Consider the following 16,220-nt stretch of genomic DNA (forward strand, 5'->3'; position numbering starts at 1 on the left):
AAGACCGGCTCAGTTCTTGCAGATCGGCACCGGCTGCGGCGGCGGCGCCGGATGGTCCTTCTTGTACTGCGCGATGATCGGCTCGAGGGTCTTCTTCGGCCAGAACTTCGGAGAGCCGATTTCCTTCAGGCAGGATGCGTTCCAATAGACGCCCGCAGCCGACAGCGCTTGGCCGGCGGCCTTTGCGCGCGCCACAGCGGCGATGTCGCGCGATTCAGGATAGATATAGAGCGTCGTCGGGTTGTTCTTCACCAACGGGATGATCTGCTCGGCATCGGCCGGCGACCAGCTGGTGCAGCCATTGCTGCGGCCGCCGGCATAATTCACCAGCTTGCCGAACGGGACGAAGCCGTCATGGTCGGCGTAGGAGCTGTTCGGATCTTTCCGCAGGCACATGCCCCTGAGCAAGGCTGCCGGATGGCCGCCGATCACGCGCTGCCTGGCGTTCGCCGCTTCGCCTTCGCCATCGAACTGGATGAAGGTACGCATGAACACCGCGTTCTGCGCACCGACGCGATAATAGCCCTTGAAGGACGTCTTGGTCTCGGCGGTCATGTAGGCTCCGCCTGCCGTCAGCTCCGAATCCATCGCGTTGCCGAAGTTTTTCGCGCAACGCCTGCCATTGGAGAAATCGGCAACGCCTTTGAGATTGCGGCCGCCGCCATGGCCCGAAGAAACCGCTCGAAAGAGCTGCTTGGCCTCGCAGATGATATAGTAGCGTTGGCCAAGCACACTGTTGCCCAGGTCGCCGGCCGCGTCGCATCCATGGCGAAGTAGCAGGGGTTGCTGACCGAACCTTCACTGACCTTCTTCTGGTGGAGGGCGCGCGCCCGCTCCAGCACGACCTGCGAGATCTGACCTTCGTTGTCGCCGACATGGCGCTGCAGCCAGTCCGGAATGTTCGATGGGCGCAACGCCGCGAACGAGCCGACCGATGCCGTCAGAGCGGCGAGGACGAAGAGGACGGCGGCACCAAGCGGAACAGATATCAACCGCACCGGATTAATCCCCCCTCGAACTGGTATCGCTTGTGGTGAATCACCTGCGCCAATCATAAGAGCATAGCGCCGATGGGCGAAACACTTCTTGTCTAGTGCGCTCTGCCGAAGCTGGCGCATCTGCGATTTTCGACAGGCAAGAAGTTGGCTACTATCTGATTCCGGCGCGCCCACGCCCTCCTCCCTCCGTTGGGAAAGCATCGTTCATGCAGGGCATTCGATCGCTAAACCGACTGTTCGAGCATCGGCATAAGGAGGGATTGCGAAGACTGCTCGCAATAGGAGGTTTTTCGATGCGGCTTTCCGCACCCGTCTATCATCTGAAGCGCCAGGCGAGGTTGCTGTCGCGCAAGGAAGATGTTCCCCTTCATGAGGCGCTTGACCGCATGGCCTTCAAGGAAGGCTTTGGCAGCTGGAGCCTGCTTGCGGCGAAAGCCGCCGAGGCCGCACCCGCCGGGAGGCTGCTGGCGCAACTGATACCCGGCGACATGGTCCTCGTGGCGGCCCGGCCGGGTCAGGGCAAGACGCTGATGAGCCTCGAACTCGCCGTGGCGGCCATGAAGCAGGGCAGTCGCGCCGTATTCTTCACCCTGGAATACATGCATGCCGACATCCTCGACCGGTTCCGCGACATCGGCGTCGACCCTGCCGTTTTCGACCATCTGTTCGAGTTCGACAATTCCGACGCCATCAGCGCCACCTACATCATCGAGGCGTTGGGGTCGGCGCCGCGCGGCACGCTGGCGGTGATCGACTATCTGCAACTGCTCGACCAGAAGCGCGAGGATCCCGAGCTCATGGTCCAGATACGCGCCTTGAGATCGTTTGCCCGGGAACGCGGGCTGGTGCTGGTCTTCATCTCCCAGGTCGACCGGTCATACGATGCGTCCAGGAAGCCGTTTCCCGACCTTGACGATGTCCGGCTGCCGAACCCACTCGATTTATCGCTCTTCGACAAGATGTGCTTCCTCAACAAGGGCGAAATCCGCTTTCAGTCAGCTTGAGGGCGATCCTGACCGGGGCTATGCCTCCGATCTCGCAAAGGACACGGCTTCATGGTCGAAATCGTCAAACCGGCGCTCGAGCATCTGCCATCCTACAAGGCGGCGCTGGAGCGCGGCTGGTCGCCGGACAATGTGCGGCTGCTGGAGGCTACGCGCGAGCAGCTTGAGGCGATCGAACAGGATCCGGCGGCATTCCTTGCCGGCCTTGACGATCCCGACGCCAAGGGGCCGCCGATCGCGCTGCCGGACGGCACAATGGTGCCACGCCTGCCGGGCTTCCGGCGCTGGATCTGGGACGGCGAGGCCGCCGGCTCGATCGGGCTTCGCTGGCAGAAGGGCACGTCGGCGCTGCCGCCGCACGTGCTCGGCCACATCGGCTATGCCGTGATGCCATGGAAGAAGGGGCGCGGCTATGCCACCGAAGCGCTGCGGCTGATGCTTCACGAGGCAAGGGCGGTCGGTCTCGACTATGTCGAGATCACCACCGATCTCGACAATCTTGCATCCCAGAAGGTGGTGCTCGCCAATGGCGGCATTCTCGTCGGGCGGTTCGCCAAAGTCGCCGCCTATGGTGGCGCGGAGAGCCTCAAGTACCGGATCGACCTTTAGGTCTCAAGGCAAGCGAACTTGAGAACTTTATTCGCCGGGCCTGGCCAGTCTTCCTTCTGCGGCCTTGTAGTAGAACTGGCTCGCGACAAGCCAGCCTTTCAGCGGCCTGAGCGGCGGAATGCAGGTCGCAAGGATGATCGGCACCGAAACGAAGGCGTGGAACCACATGGATGGCTCGAACGTCACCTGCGCCCAGACGGCGAACAGGACGGAGGGCACGCAGGCAAAGCAGATGACGAAGAAGGCGGGTCCGTCGGCCGGATCGGCAAAAGAATAGTCGAGCCCGCACACTTCGCATTTCGGCGCCAGCTTCAGAAATCCGTCGAACAGCCGGCCCTCTCCGCAACGCGGGCATCGCCCGCGGATGCCGACCCGCCAGGGTTCGAGGTGGGGATAGTGCGCGTCGTGCATGGTCATCACTCCAGGACCTCGCATGCATTCGATCGGCCTTGAGGTCACGCATACATACTAATATGATTATTGTATGCATACAATGCGACAAAATGTATGGATGCCGGTGGCATGAACAGTGAAGGGGACCTCAGCTGGCTTTCTCCCTTGGCGGAAGACTCACGGCCGCTCTATCTCAAGATCGTCGAGGCGCTTGCGGCTGCCCGCTCGATCGGGCGGCTGCAACCGGGGGACAGGCTGCCGCCGCAGCGAGAGCTTGCCCGCTTCCTTGGCGTGGATCTGACCACGGTCACCCGGGCGTTCACCGAAGCCCGCCGCAGGAACCTGATCGATGCAACGGCCGGTCGCGGCACCTTCATCACGCCCGGCGAGCCGGAAGAGCCGATCCTCGATCTGAGCATGAACATTCCGCCGGCGCCTTCGGGCCTGAGCCTGCCGGCATTGATCCGGAGCGGCATCGAGGGACTGCTCAAACGTTTCAGCGCCGAAGCACTGCTTTCCTACCATCCCGGCCCGGGTTCTCCCGCGGAACGCGCCGCCGGCTCGTATTGGCTTGCCGCAGCCGGCGGCAGGTTGCCTGTCGAGCGCGTGGCTCTTGGTTCGGGGGCGCAGGCGCTGCTCGCCGCCGTCCTTCTGTCGCAAACCCGTGAGGGCGATACGATCCTCACCGATACGCTGACCTATCCCGGCCTGATCGCGCTGGCGCAGGCCACGGGGCGGAAGCTGGCTGGGGCGGGACGCGACGATGACGGCATGCGCCCCGACCATCTGGAGGAAGCGGCGCGACGATATGGCGCCCGCGTCCTCTATCTCAACCCGACACTTCACAATCCGACCACGCTCACCATGCCGGAGGGCCGGCGCCGGGATCTGGCTCGGATGGCGGGCAGGCTTGGCCTGGTGATCGTCGAGGACGATCCCTACAGTCCCCTGCAGACCGCTTCACCGCCAGCCTTCCTCAGCCTGGCGCCGGACCGGACATTCCACCTGGCTACGTTGGCGAAATGCATCTCGCCATTTCTGCGCACGGCGTTCCTGGCGGCGCCTGACGCGAAATCCGTCGAGCGGATCGCGGCGACAATCCGGGGCACCACCATGATGGCGCCGCCGCTGATGACGGGGCTCGCCTGCGAGTGGGTGCGAAGCGGCCTCGCCGGCGAGATCACCGCCGCGGTGCGTGCCGAAGCAGAGGCCAGGCAGACGATCGCGCGCAAGATCCTGCCGGCCGGTTTCGCCTCGACGGAATCAAGCCTGCATCTTTGGTATCCGCTGGATGCGCGATTGCGTTCATCGGATATCGCCGAGATCGCACGCCGTCGCGGATTGGCCCTCAGCCCGGCGGAAGAGTTCTCCGTCGTGCCCAGTGCCGCTGATGGCTTGCGGCTGGCGTTGGGTGCCGCATCCAGCCGCGAAAGGCTGGAGGAGGGGCTTCACGGTTTGATGTCGATCCTGTCGGGCGGCTCTGGCTCCTTGCGTCCTCAGGTCTGAGCCGGCAGAGCGGCACGCCAAAGGCTCTATTCCGCCGCAGCCGGCAACGGCGGCGTCGCCCGGCTGCGCCATTCCCAAGCCTGCGAGGCAAGCGCGACCGCCAGGGCCACCAGCATGGCAAGCGCGCCGGCGACCGGCAGGCTGCGATAGCCAAGACCGGCATTGAGCATCGCAGCGCCCAGCGAGGCAGCGAGCGCGATGCCGACATTGAAGCCCGAGGGAATCAGCGACGAGGCAAGGTTCGAGGCGTCTGCCGTCCAGGCCAGGATCCGGGTCTGGATCGGCGCGCCGATGGCGAAGTTGAGGCCGCCCCATATGACGATCGCGACGATCATCGGCACCGGGTAGGGACTGACCGCATAGATGACGCCAAGCATTACCGCCTGCAGGAAAAGCATGGCGATCAACGACGGCATCAGCTTCCAGTCGGCAAGCTTGCCGCCCAAGAGAACGCCGATCGTCGCGCCGACGCCGTTGAGCAGCAGCACAAACGGGATCAGGCTTTCGTGGAGGCCGGTGACTTCGAGCAGCGTCGGCGTGATGTAGGTGAAGAGGCCGAACTGGCCGATCATCAACATCAGCATCAGGATGAGCGAGGTCCAGACCTGCTGGCGCCCCAACACGCGCACCTCGCGCGCGAGGCCGGCGGGCCGGTTGGCGGCGCCTGCCGTGCGGGGCAGCAGCGCAAGCATGGCAACGATCGCGATGACGCCCAGCGCGCACATCACCCAGAAGGTCGCCCGCCAGCCCCAGAGACCGCCGATCGCGGTGCCGGCCGGAACGCCGATAACGTTGGAGACGGTCAATCCAGAGAGGATGACCGCGACCGCCCGGCCGCGCTGGTCCTCGCGCACCAGGCCGACCGCGACCACCATGGCGACGCCGAAATAGCAGCCATGCGCCACTGCAGTGGCAATGCGCAGGAGAAGCATCGAGGTGAAATCGGGCGCCAGCGCGCATGTGGCCTGGCCAAGAGTGAAGGCAATGGTCAGGGCGATGAGCAGCGACTTTCGCGAGACCCTGCTGGTTGCGAGCGCCAGGAGCGGACCGCCAATGGCGATGCCGCAGGCATAGCCGGAGACGAGATAGCCGGCGGTGGGCACGGAAACACCCAGACCCTGCGCTACCTCCGGCAGCACGCCGGCGATGACGAATTCAGTCGTGCCGAAAGCGAAGGCGGCAATGAACAGGGCAATGAGGGGCAGCATGGCGCGGACAGCGATCCCGAATGAGCTGGCCTCAAACCATGGATGGACGCTACGGGCAATGCAGAAATTGTCGATGCCGCTTTAGGTTTTCTTGACCGGGTTGGGCAGTGGTCTCGACTGGCCCTCTTCGTGCCGTACGGGCGCTCAGTCGGAGCCGTCATCAATCTCACCGTCACCTAGCCGACGGATGCGAGGATTGAACGAAGGCTAATTGTGTGCGGGCCGGTCGGTCGATGCTAGCTCGCCTTCAGCCGCGAGCCGCCGAGCAGCCCGCGCTCCTCCAGCACCGGGTAGGCCATGGAGGCGAGCAGCGAATTGATCTGCTTGAGGTCGCGGATGGTGTCGAGATGGATCGAACTGGTCTCGACGCTTTTCGCGGTCCCGTCGCGCAGCCGCACGAAGTGGCTGGCGCTGGTCTCTTTCTCGCGCTCGCGCAGCAGGTCCTTCTCGAGCACCAACTGGCGGGCGGTTTCCGGGTCGCGCGAGACCAGCACGTTGAAGGCAAGCCGCGCATTGGCCAGAACCGAGGCATGGAAAGCGCAAAGCTCGCGCCAGCCCTCGGGCGTGAATTCCAGCCCGCGCTCCAGCTTCTTCCTGACATGCACAAGCATGTTGCGCACGATGATGTCGCCGACCTGCTCCAGCTTAACGCAGGCGCCGATCAGTTCCTGGCAGCGCAGCGCCTCGTCCTCGCTCAGGGGGTTCTTGGTGACCTTGGCCAGATAGAGCTTGATCGCGGCGTGCTTCTGGTCGACCCGGTCGTCGAGCGCGGCCAGCGCCTTGATCTTGCCGGCGTCGGCGCTCTCATAGAGCTCGATGATCCGCTTCAGCATGATCTCGACCGTCTCGCAGACCCGGACCACCTCGCGCGTGGCGTTGGCCAAGGCCTGGCTTGGCGTGTCGAGCGCGCTCTCGTTCAGCGCGGACAATTCGACCACGTCGAGCGCTGCCGCCGGTTCGGGCTTAGTACCGAGCGCCACTATCTTCTCCGAAGCGCGATAGACGAGGCCGGCGAGTGGCAGCCCGGCAAGCAGGATGATCACGTTGAACAGGATGTGGGCGTTGACGATCTGGCCGGAGGCCGTCGTGCCGAGGAAGGAGAAGTGCGGCCTGAAAATCATGAACAGGATCAGCATCACGAGCGAGCCAAGCCCGCGCATCAGAAGATTGCCGATCGGCACGATGCGGACTTCCGCCGCTGCCGAGCGGGTGAGCATCGGCGCGATGATCGAGGAACCGAGATTGACGCCCAGGATCAGGACGACGCCGAGCTCCGGAGTGATCAAACCCCGGCCGGCTAGCGTGGCCATGAGCAGGACCGCCGCGATGCTCGACTGGAACAGCCAGGTGATCAGTGCCGCCAGCAGGTAGGAGCTGATCGCATCGCCGGAGAAGTAGTCGATGATGACCGGCATGAGCTGGCTGTCGCGCAACGGCTCGGAAGCTTGGCCGATCATCTCCAGCGAAAGGATCAGAAGGCCGATGCCGACAAGGATGCGGCCGGTCTGACGCCAATCGCGGCGCTCGGTGGCCATGAACATGATGGTTCCTGCGACCAGGCACAACGGCACCACGAGCGACAGATCAAAGGTAAGAAGCTTCGCGACCAAGGCCGAGCCGATCTCGGCGCCGCGCACGGCAAGCTGCCCGGCGGCGCCCGACACGATGCCGGCGCCGGCGAAGGAGCCGACCAGCAGCGTGACGGCGGTGGAACTCTGCAGCGCGATCGCGAGGCCACAGCCGGCCAGCACCGCCATCAGCGGCTTGCGCATGGTGGCGCGCAGCCTGTGACGCAGCACATCGCCATAGGCGCGCTCGACACCGGTTTTTACCATGCGGGTGGCGAACAGCATCAGCGCCACTGCGCCGGCAAGGTGCAGAAGGACAACGGATCCGCTCATGCCGAGCCTCGCAACGAGGCGGCCAGGAAGCGGAAAAAGGTGCGAATCGCAAGCATTTCGAAGGTCGAGACTAAAGCAGTTTACATTAGCCGGATAATAAATTTTACCCGATTCGGCCGACATTCGGCACACGACGGCGTGTGTCGGAAATGGATAGAAGGTGCTTTGGTTGCAGATCGCGGTCGGACAGGCGGCAAATGTCGCGTCGACGCGAAGCCTGGGCTTGAACCGGTTTCTGTAAATTGGTGAACCTGCTTGCGTAACCAACGGAAATCATTACGGAATTGTAACCAAGGTGTTCAGTTTCGGTTCATGCCAGCCGGAATATCTCCTTGCCTATCGACAACCAAGGAGCACTGACCATGAAGCGTCTCATACTTTCCACCGTGACCGCCGCGATGCTGACCGCTTCGGCCTTTTCGGGCCAGGCGGCGCCGCTCGTTCAGCCGAGCGAGACGCAATCGACCTACACACAGGTCGACTGGCAGAAGCCGGGCCGGCATGTCGAGAAGCGCGTCGTGAAGAAGAAGGTCGTGGTGAAGCGCAGCCATTGGCGCAATGGGCAGAAGTATTCCAGCTGGAAGCGCCATCAGGCGGTTCGCGACTGGCACCGTTATGGGCTGCGCCGTCCCGGCCCCGGCCAGGAGTGGATTCGCGTCGGCAACGACTACCTTTTGGTCAGCATCGTCTCCGGTATCATCTTCGGCGCGATCGCCGCGCACTGAGCGGGGAATGGTCCGAAAGACGGGAAGGCGGCCGCGCGGCCGCCTTCTTTTTGTCTGTGAAAAGCGGGTACGATCGGGCTTATCGAGTCGTCGCGCCCAAGCGGCTTGATTATATGGAGGGTAAACGAGCCTTTCCCGATGCGCTTTCCACCCGCCTTCCTCGACGAGATACGCGACCGCGTGCCGATTTCTTCGGTGATCGGTCAACGCGTTTCCTGGGATAGGAAGAAGTCCAACGCATCGCGCGGCGATTATTGGGCGTGCTGCCCGTTTCACGGCGAAAAGAGCCCGTCGTTCCACTGCGAGGACAAGAAGGGGCGCTATCACTGTTTCGGCTGTTCGGTCTCGGGTGATCATTTCAAGTTCCTGACCGAGCTCGACGGCATGAGCTTTCCCGAAGCGGTCGAAAGGATCGCAGAGATGGCCGGCGTGCCGATGCCGGTGCGCGACGCCCAAGAAGAAAAGCGCGAGAAGGAACGCGCCAGCCTGACCGACGTCATGGAGATGGCGACGGTCTTCTTCCAGGAGCGCCTGCAGGGACCGGAAGGCGCCAAGGCCCGCGCCTATCTGCGCGACCGCGGTCTGACGCCGGCGACGCAGCAGTCCTTCCGGCTCGGCTATGCGCCGGACAGCCGCAACGCGCTCAAGGAATACCTCGCCGCCAAGGGGGTGCCGAAGGCCGATATCGAAGCCTGCGGACTGGTCCGGCATGGCGACGACATCCCGGTCTCCTATGACTGGTTCCGCGACCGCATCATGTTCCCGATCCCGGATTCGCGCGGCAGGATCATCGCCTTCGGCGGTCGGGCGCTGGCGCCGGACGCTTTGGCGAAATACATGAACTCGCCGGAGACCGAGCTCTTCCACAAGGGCAACGTGCTCTACAATTTCGCCCGCGCCCGCAAAGCGGTGGCCAAGGGCGGCACGGTGATCGCCGTCGAAGGCTATATGGATGTGATCGCGCTGGCACAGGCCGGCTTCGAGAATGCCGTGGCGCCTCTCGGCACGGCGCTCACCGAAAACCAGCTCGAGCTTTTGTGGCGCATGGCGCCGGAGCCGGTGCTTTGCTTCGACGGCGACCAGGCCGGGCTGAAGGCCGCCTGGCGCGCCGCCGACCTCGCGCTGCCGTCGGTGCAGCCCGGGCGCTCGGCACGCTTCGCGCTGCTGCCCGAAGGCAAGGACCCCGACGATCTGGTCAAAGCGGATGGGCCGGACGCGTTCCGCGCGGTGCTTTCGGAAGCGCGGCCGCTCGCCGATCTTCTGTGGATGCGCGAGACGGCCGGCGGCGTGTTCGATACGCCGGAGCGGCGGGCGGAGCTCGAGAAGACGCTGCGCGAGCTTACCGGCCGCATCCGCGACGAAAGCCTGCGCTACCACTATCAGCAGGAGATGCGCGAGCGCGTCCTAAGCTTCTTCGGCTCGCAGCGCGGCGCGCGGCAAGGCCTACACGGGGGACGCCAGGACGGCCGGCCAGGCGAGCGCGGCAGAGGTTCGGCGCCAGGCGGGGCGTTTGGCCGGAGCGCTGCGGGCGCGCGCACCGCCATCACCGAAAGCCTCGGCCGCTCGGCGCTGGTCAAGCGCACGGGCGAGGCCATGTCGGTACGCGAGGCGACGATCATCGTGGCGCTGGTCAACCATCCGCCGCTGATCGACGAGAATTTCGCGCATGTCGAATTCCTCGATCTTGCCAATTCGGATCTCAGGCGGCTGCATGCAGCCATCCTCGACGCGATGGCGCATGACGCGGCCGACGACCGCGACGCAGTCATCGCCACCATCGAGCGCGCCGGATGCGGCGACATCTGGGAACGCGCGGTGGCGCTGATCAAGCGGGCGCGGCAGTGGCCGGCGCTCGAAACCGCGGGACTTGACGATGCCCGGGACGCCTTCAACCAAGCGCTGCACTTGCAGCGCAGCGCGCGCACCTTACATAGGGAGCTGAAACAGGCGCAGGCGGCGCTCGATGCAGACCCGTCGGACGAAAACTTCCGGCATCTCGTCGAGATTCAAGCGCAATTCAACGATGTACAGGCAACGGAAGCGCTGATCGAAGGGTTCGGCGTTTCGTCGGGCAGGGCTGGGCGTGCTTAGGCCCAGGTCGGCCCGAAATGAAGTGGAAATGCTCAAGGCGCGTCGATTCGACGCCTCTAAGTCGGGCAATTGATTCGCTTTTTTCATGCGAATCATGCCAGAGGCGCTTGACCTTCTGGCAGATTGGCGGAATCAGGACGATTCGAAACGTTAACCGTGCCCGGCGTCGGTGGGAAATTTTGAGCGATGTAAGGTTCTGGCGACTGGACAGGCAAAAGGCCTGCCACAGATACCAGGGTTAATCTGGACTTAATGCATGTCGCCCAAAAGTGGAACCGGTTTTGGGGCAACGACAGGCAGCAAACAAAAGAGATGATGCGGTCACTGGCCCGGTAAGAAGCGTTCTGGGGCGAGCGCATCCGGTTTGACCGGTCCGGCAGCTTACGCGGCTTCGATATTCGGCCGCTTGGAGACGACAAAGAATGGCGACAAAGGAAAAGGAAGAGGTCGAGACCGAACGTGAAGGCGCCACCGATGGCCCGCTGCTCGACCTTTCCGATGATGCTGTCAAGAAGATGATCAAGGCCGCCAAGAAGCGCGGCTATGTGACCATGGACGAACTGAACTCGGTGCTGCCCTCGGAGGAAGTGACATCCGAGCAGATCGAGGACACGATGGCCATGCTGTCCGACATGGGCATCAACGTCGTCGAGGACGACGAGCAGGGCGAGGAGGCGGAAGGCGGCGACGCGGGCGCCGACTCCGAGGAAGACGCCAACGAGCTTGCCGAGCAGACCGGCACCGCCGTTGCCACCACGACCACCAAGAAAGAGCCGACCGACCGCACCGACGACCCGGTGCGCATGTATCTGCGCGAGATGGGCTCGGTCGAGCTTCTGTCGCGCGAGGGCGAAATCGCGATCGCCAAGCGCATCGAAGCCGGCCGCGAGACGATGATCGCGGGCCTGTGCGAGAGCCCGCTCACCTTCCAGGCGATCATCATCTGGCGCGACGAGCTCAACGAATCGAAGATCCTGCTCCGCGAGATCATCGACCTCGAGGCGACCTATGCCGGCCCCGAGGCCAAGCAGGCGCCCGTTGTCGAACGCGTCGAGGAAGCGCCCAAGGCCGAAGAGAAGCCGCGCGGCCGCTCGGCGGGGCGCGAGGAAGAAGACGACATCACCAATGTCGGCGGCGACACGCGCGGGCTGGAAGAAGAGGAAGACGACGAGGACGAGGCAAGCCTGTCGCTGGCCGCGATGGAAGCGGAACTGCGCCCGCAGGTGATGGAGACGCTCGACGTCATCGCCGACACTTACAAGAAGCTTCGCAAGCTGCAGGACCAGCAGGTCGAGAACCGGCTGGCGGCTGCCGGCACGCTTTCGCCCAGCCAGGATCGCCGGCTGAAGGAGCTCAAGGAGCAACTCATCAAGGCGGTGAAGTCGCTGTCGCTCAACACCGCGCGCATCGAAGCGCTGGTCGAGCAGCTCTACGACATCAACAAGCGCCTGGTGCAGAACGAGGGCAAGCTGCTTCGGCTCGCCGAAAGCTACGGCGTGCGCCGCGAGGAGTTCCTCAAGGAGTATCAGGGCTCGGAGCTCGATCCGAACTGGACCCGCTCGATCGCGAATCTCACCTCGCGCGGCTGGAAGGAGTTCACCAAGAACGAGAAGGACGCGATCAAGGAACTGCGCGCCGAGATCCAGAACCTCGCCACCGAGACGGCGATCTCGATCTTGGAATTCCGCAGGATCGTCAACCAGGTGCAGAAGGGCGAGCGCGAGGCCGCGATCGCCAAGAAGGAAATGGTGGAAGCGAACCTTCGGCTCGTCATCTCCATCGCCAAGAAGTATACCAATCGCGGCCTGCAGTTCCTGGACCTGATCCAAGAAGGCAATATCGGCCTGATGAAGGCGGTCGACAAATTCGAGTACCGCCGCGGCTACAAGTTCTCGACCTACGCGACATGGTGGATCCGGCAGGCGATCACCCGCTCGATCGCCGATCAGGCGCGCACCATCCGCATTCCGGTGCACATGATCGAGACGATCAACAAGATCGTGCGTACCTCGCGCCAGATGCTGCATGAGATCGGCCGCGAGCCGACGCCGGAAGAGCTGGCAGAGAAGCTCGCAATGCCGCTCGAAAAAGTGCGCAAGGTGCTGAAGATCGCCAAGGAGCCGATCTCGCTCGAAACGCCGGTCGGCGACGAGGAGGATTCGCATCTCGGCGACTTCATCGAGGACAAGATGGCGATCCTGCCGATCGACGCGGCGATCCAGGCCAATCTGCGCGAGACAACCACGCGCGTGCTGGCTTCGCTCACCCCGCGCGAGGAGCGTGTTCTGCGCATGCGCTTCGGCATCGGCATGAACACCGACCACACGCTGGAAGAGGTCGGCCAGCAGTTCTCGGTCACCCGCGAGCGTATCCGTCAGATCGAGGCCAAGGCGCTGCGCAAGCTCAAGCACCCGAGCCGCTCGCGGAAGCTGAGAAGCTTCCTGGACAGCTGAGCGGAAACGCAACATACGAAAACGGGCGCCTCGGCGTCCTTTTTCATTTCCACCTATTTGTTATGCCGCCTTGCCGGGCTTGCTCAACAGGAGGATAATTTCAGGGTCGGATGCATTTGTGGGCGACAAGCCGGATGCCCGCCCCGGACGCCGGCCGCAACTGCCAGGCGTTGCGCTCCGTGGCTCCCGGTGGGAGGTGTGCCATGACAACCTACATCGTGCTTATCAACTGGACCGAATTGGGCGCCAAGAACGTGCGGGAGTCGCCGAAACGGCTCGATGCCGCCAAGAAGCTGCTCGGTGAAATGGGCGGATCGTTCAAGGCATTCTATCTGACGATGGGCGAATGCGACATGGTCGCCATTGTCGAAGCGCCGGACGATGCCGTGCTTGCCCGTTTCGCGCTGATGTTGTCGTCGGGCGGCAATGTCAGGACGCGGACGATGAAGGCGTTTCCGGAATTCGCCTACCGCGAGATCATCAGTTCGCTGGGGTAGAGCGCCGGAAACAGCCCGGCTCGATGCTGATATTGCGGTGCCGCGCTCGGTCGCCGATAGTCGCGCGATGCCTGAGCCGTTGCTGACTGTCTGGTACAACACACGCTGCCCGGTCTGCGATGCCGGCATCAACCGCCAGAAACGGCGGCTGATTGAAGCGGTCAAGTCCGGCCGCGTCGAATTCCGCGACATTAATTTCGAACCGCAAGCGCTTTCAGCCTTCGGCGCCTCGCTCGAGGATGTCCGCCGGCGGCTGCATGCGACCGATGCCGAGGGCAAGCTGCTGGTCGGTGCCGATGTGGCGATCGCCGTCTGGCGGCTCACGCCTGGCGAGGGATGGCTCGCCACCCTGTTCGGCAATTCGGTCGTGCTGCGGCTGACGCGCTTTGTCTATGATCGGTTTGCCGATCTTCTCTACGCCTGGAACCGCCGCAAAGGCCGCTGGTAGGCTGTTTTCGCGGCGATCGCTGCGCATTCGACCGCCTCGCAGTTCGCCTTGCGTCAACCAAGATGCATCGCAAGATATATCTTGACTCCACCCGCCACCTAGCTAAGATATATCGTAAGATAGAACTCAAGGAGCGATCCATGCACAAGCATAATCCCTTCGGGCACAACCATTTCGGTCAGCGCATATTCATGCACATGGCCGGTCGTTTCGGTGGTCGCGGCGGCGGCTTTGGTCCCTTCGGCCAGGGCATGCGCGGCGGCGGCCGCGGCGGTCCGGGCGACATGTTCCGCGCCGGCCGCATGTTGGCCGACGGCGATCTCAAGCTGATCACGCTGTCGCTTCTGGCCGAGGCGCCGCGGCACGGCTACGACATCATCAAGGCGCTGGAGGAACGCACCAGCGGCATCTACAGCCCGAGCCCGGGCGTGGTCTATCCGACGCTGACCTTTCTCGAAGAGGCCGGCTATGCCGTCTCGTCAAGCGAAGGCAACAAGAAGGTGTTCTCGATCACCGAGGCGGGCAGGGCGCATCTCGAGCAAAATCGCGAGATGATCGATCACGTGCTCGACCATCTCGAGCGGTTCGGCCGCAAGATGGCCAAGGCGCGCGACTGGTTTGGCTGGAACGACGAGGGCGAGGACGTCGGCCGGCGCGGCCGTCACGAAAAGCGCGACCGGTTCCGCGCACTGCGCCACCGCCTACGCGCCGCGCTCAGCGATATCGTCGATGCGCCGGAGGACAAGCAGGCCGAGGCGATCAGCATTCTGGAAGACGCCGCCGCAGCGCTCGAGGCCCTCTCACGTCGCTGAGTCGCCCGGCACTGAACGGGCTATTGCTGGCTCGACCGATGACCGTCAAAGCGGGATGACTTCCAAAAGTCATCCCGTTTATCTTTGTGTGAGCATGATCTTCCCGAAAACCGCTGCACAGTTTTCGGGTTCATGCTGTAGTGAAAATCGTCCTGCGGCACGCTATGTGATGCAGGACGATTTGCCGCTGGAGGATGCGCTATGTCTTTTCTGAAACGTCTTTTCGGCGGCGGCGGTGGTGAGGCGACGGACACCGGAGCCGCGAAGCCGGCAAAGCAGGTCGAGCACAAGGGCTTCCTGATCAGCGCCACGCCCTACAAGGCGGACGGCCAGTACCAGACCTGCGGCGTCGTCTCCAAGGAAGTGGACGGCGTGATGAAGGAGCACCGCTTCATCCGCGCCGACCGTTTCGCCGGGCTGGACGATGCGGTCGACATCTCGATCAAGAAGGGCATCCAGCTCGTCGACGAGCAGGGCGAGCGGATGTTTGGATAGCCGTTGCCGCAGGGTTCTTTTTTTGCCGGGATCAGAACGCGACTTTGTCGCCGCCCTTCAGCTGCAGGATCTGCCGCGCCTCGTCGGGCGTGGCGATCGAGGCGCCGAGGCCCTCGATGATCTGGCGGACCTTCGTTACTTGTTCGGCGCTCGAGCGGGCAAGCTTGCCCTTGCCGATCCATAACGAGTCCTCCAGGCCAACCCGCACATTGCCGCCCAGCGCGATCGCCTGCGTGGCGATCGGCAGTTGGTGGCGGCCGGCGCCCAGCACCGACCAGTGATATTCGTTGCCGAACAGCCGATCGGCCGTGCGCTTCATATGGGCGACGTCCTCCGGATGCGTGCCGATTCCGCCGAGGATGCCGAACACGCTCTGGACGAAGAACGGTGCCTTCACCAGCCCGCGCTCGACGAAATGCGCCAGGGTATAGAGATGGCCGATGTCGTAGCACTCGATCTCGAAGCGCGTGCCGTTGTCGGCGCAGGTGCGCAATATGTGCTCGATATCGCCGAAAGTATTGCGGAAGATCCGGTCGCGCGACGATTCGAGATAGGGCCGCTCCCACTCATGCTCGAACGTCTTGAAGCGCTCCAGCATCGGAAACAGCGCGAAGTTCATCGAGCCCATGTTGAGCGAGGCGACCTCGGGCGCGAAGACTTTCGCGGGCCTGACGCGTTCCTCCACGCTCATCGTCGCCGCACCACCGGTGGTGATGTTGACGACGCAGTTGGAGCGCTGCTTGATGACCTGCAGGAAAGGGGCGAACGCCTCGGTCGACTGGTCGGGGCGTCCGTCGACCGGATTGCGGGCATGAAGGTGGACGATCGCGGCACCCGCCTCGGCCGCCTCGATAGCGGCGGTCGCGATCTCCTCGGCCGTCACCGGCAAGTGCGGCGACATTGACGGCGTGTGGATCGAGCCTGTGACCGCGCAGGTGATGATGATCTTGTTCTGGCTTGCCACTTTTTGATGCCCTGATCCTGATCTCTTCGCTATCCGAACGCGCCCTGTTCGACCGCGTCCTGTTCGACCGCTTGGGCGATGCCGGCAATGAACCGCTCGACGGCACGATATAGAAC

At 63.6% G+C, this 16,220-nt stretch carries 14 protein-coding genes and 1 pseudogene; 10 read left to right on the top strand and 5 right to left on the bottom strand.

Annotated features, from left to right (window positions below; translation table 11 throughout):
* Positions 1 to 9 precede the first annotated feature (9 nt).
* Positions 10 to 998: pseudogene (locus tag EOA79_RS08590) on the bottom strand (hypothetical protein).
* 293 nt (positions 999 to 1,291) lie between these two features.
* On the opposite strand from EOA79_RS08590, the gene EOA79_RS08595 reads away from it, so the two are divergent.
* Both EOA79_RS08595 and EOA79_RS08600 read left to right on the top strand, forming a co-directional pair.
* Positions 1,292 to 2,002 carry a DNA helicase gene (locus tag EOA79_RS08595; protein WP_095823218.1) on the top strand — a complete coding sequence of 237 codons (711 nt, stop codon included), beginning with the start codon at positions 1,292 to 1,294 and terminating at the stop codon, positions 2,000 to 2,002.
* A 51-nt stretch (positions 2,003 to 2,053) separates the two neighbouring features.
* Positions 2,054 to 2,611 carry a GNAT family N-acetyltransferase gene (locus EOA79_RS08600; RefSeq protein ID WP_095823217.1) on the top strand — a complete coding sequence of 186 codons (558 nt, stop codon included), beginning with the start codon at positions 2,054 to 2,056 and terminating at the stop codon, positions 2,609 to 2,611.
* 27 nt (positions 2,612 to 2,638) lie between these two features.
* Here EOA79_RS08600 and EOA79_RS08605 read toward each other — a convergent pair whose 3' ends face one another.
* Entirely contained in the window at positions 2,639 to 3,022 is a 384-nt protein-coding gene (locus EOA79_RS08605; protein WP_164746753.1) for a DUF983 domain-containing protein, read from the bottom strand.
* Between the two features lie 111 nt (positions 3,023 to 3,133).
* On the opposite strand from EOA79_RS08605, the gene EOA79_RS08610 reads away from it, so the two are divergent.
* Positions 3,134 to 4,510 carry a PLP-dependent aminotransferase family protein gene (locus tag EOA79_RS08610; RefSeq protein WP_164748219.1) on the top strand — a complete coding sequence of 459 codons (1,377 nt, stop codon included), beginning with the start codon at positions 3,134 to 3,136 and terminating at the stop codon, positions 4,508 to 4,510.
* Positions 4,511 to 4,536: 26 nt separating this feature from the next.
* Here EOA79_RS08610 and EOA79_RS08615 read toward each other — a convergent pair whose 3' ends face one another.
* Both EOA79_RS08615 and EOA79_RS08620 read right to left on the bottom strand, forming a co-directional pair.
* Entirely contained in the window at positions 4,537 to 5,718 is a 1,182-nt protein-coding gene (locus EOA79_RS08615) for an MFS transporter (protein ID WP_127335060.1), read from the bottom strand.
* Positions 5,719 to 5,954: 236 nt separating this feature from the next.
* Positions 5,955 to 7,619 (bottom strand): Na/Pi cotransporter family protein, encoded by a 1,665-nt coding sequence (locus EOA79_RS08620; RefSeq protein ID WP_095801609.1) that lies wholly within the window; start codon positions 7,617 to 7,619, stop codon positions 5,955 to 5,957.
* Between the two features lie 362 nt (positions 7,620 to 7,981).
* Between EOA79_RS08620 and EOA79_RS08625 the strand changes: the two genes are divergently transcribed.
* From EOA79_RS08625 to EOA79_RS08655, 7 genes are all read left to right on the top strand, one after another.
* Entirely contained in the window at positions 7,982 to 8,344 is a 363-nt protein-coding gene (locus tag EOA79_RS08625; RefSeq protein WP_066994606.1) for an RcnB family protein, read from the top strand.
* Between the two features lie 138 nt (positions 8,345 to 8,482).
* Positions 8,483 to 10,435, top strand: a complete 1,953-nt coding sequence (dnaG, locus tag EOA79_RS08630) for a DNA primase (RefSeq protein WP_095801608.1) — start codon at positions 8,483 to 8,485, stop codon at positions 10,433 to 10,435.
* A 422-nt stretch (positions 10,436 to 10,857) separates the two neighbouring features.
* Positions 10,858 to 12,888 carry an RNA polymerase sigma factor RpoD gene (gene rpoD, locus EOA79_RS08635; RefSeq protein WP_128292967.1) on the top strand — a complete coding sequence of 677 codons (2,031 nt, stop codon included), beginning with the start codon at positions 10,858 to 10,860 and terminating at the stop codon, positions 12,886 to 12,888.
* Between the two features lie 203 nt (positions 12,889 to 13,091).
* Complete coding sequence (locus EOA79_RS08640) at positions 13,092 to 13,385, top strand: GYD domain-containing protein (protein ID WP_066994615.1); 294 nt, start codon at positions 13,092 to 13,094, stop codon at positions 13,383 to 13,385.
* Between the two features lie 67 nt (positions 13,386 to 13,452).
* Positions 13,453 to 13,833 (top strand): DCC1-like thiol-disulfide oxidoreductase family protein, encoded by a 381-nt coding sequence (locus tag EOA79_RS08645; RefSeq protein WP_189413658.1) that lies wholly within the window; start codon positions 13,453 to 13,455, stop codon positions 13,831 to 13,833.
* Positions 13,834 to 13,973: 140 nt separating this feature from the next.
* Entirely contained in the window at positions 13,974 to 14,645 is a 672-nt protein-coding gene (locus tag EOA79_RS08650) for a PadR family transcriptional regulator (protein ID WP_095823214.1), read from the top strand.
* Positions 14,646 to 14,846: 201 nt separating this feature from the next.
* Positions 14,847 to 15,140 (top strand): HlyU family transcriptional regulator, encoded by a 294-nt coding sequence (locus tag EOA79_RS08655; protein ID WP_067326794.1) that lies wholly within the window; start codon positions 14,847 to 14,849, stop codon positions 15,138 to 15,140.
* Between the two features lie 31 nt (positions 15,141 to 15,171).
* Here the strand turns inward: EOA79_RS08655 and EOA79_RS08660 are convergent, their stop codons facing one another.
* The gene (locus EOA79_RS08660) at positions 15,172 to 16,104 is read right to left on the bottom strand and encodes a 3-keto-5-aminohexanoate cleavage protein (RefSeq protein WP_067326797.1); all 933 of its coding nucleotides are present in this window, start codon (positions 16,102 to 16,104) and stop codon (positions 15,172 to 15,174) included.
* Between the last annotated feature and the right edge of the window lie 116 nt (positions 16,105 to 16,220).

Source organism: Mesorhizobium sp. M1A.F.Ca.IN.020.03.2.1 (genome assembly GCF_004023205.1).
GTDB lineage: Bacteria > Pseudomonadota > Alphaproteobacteria > Rhizobiales > Rhizobiaceae > Mesorhizobium.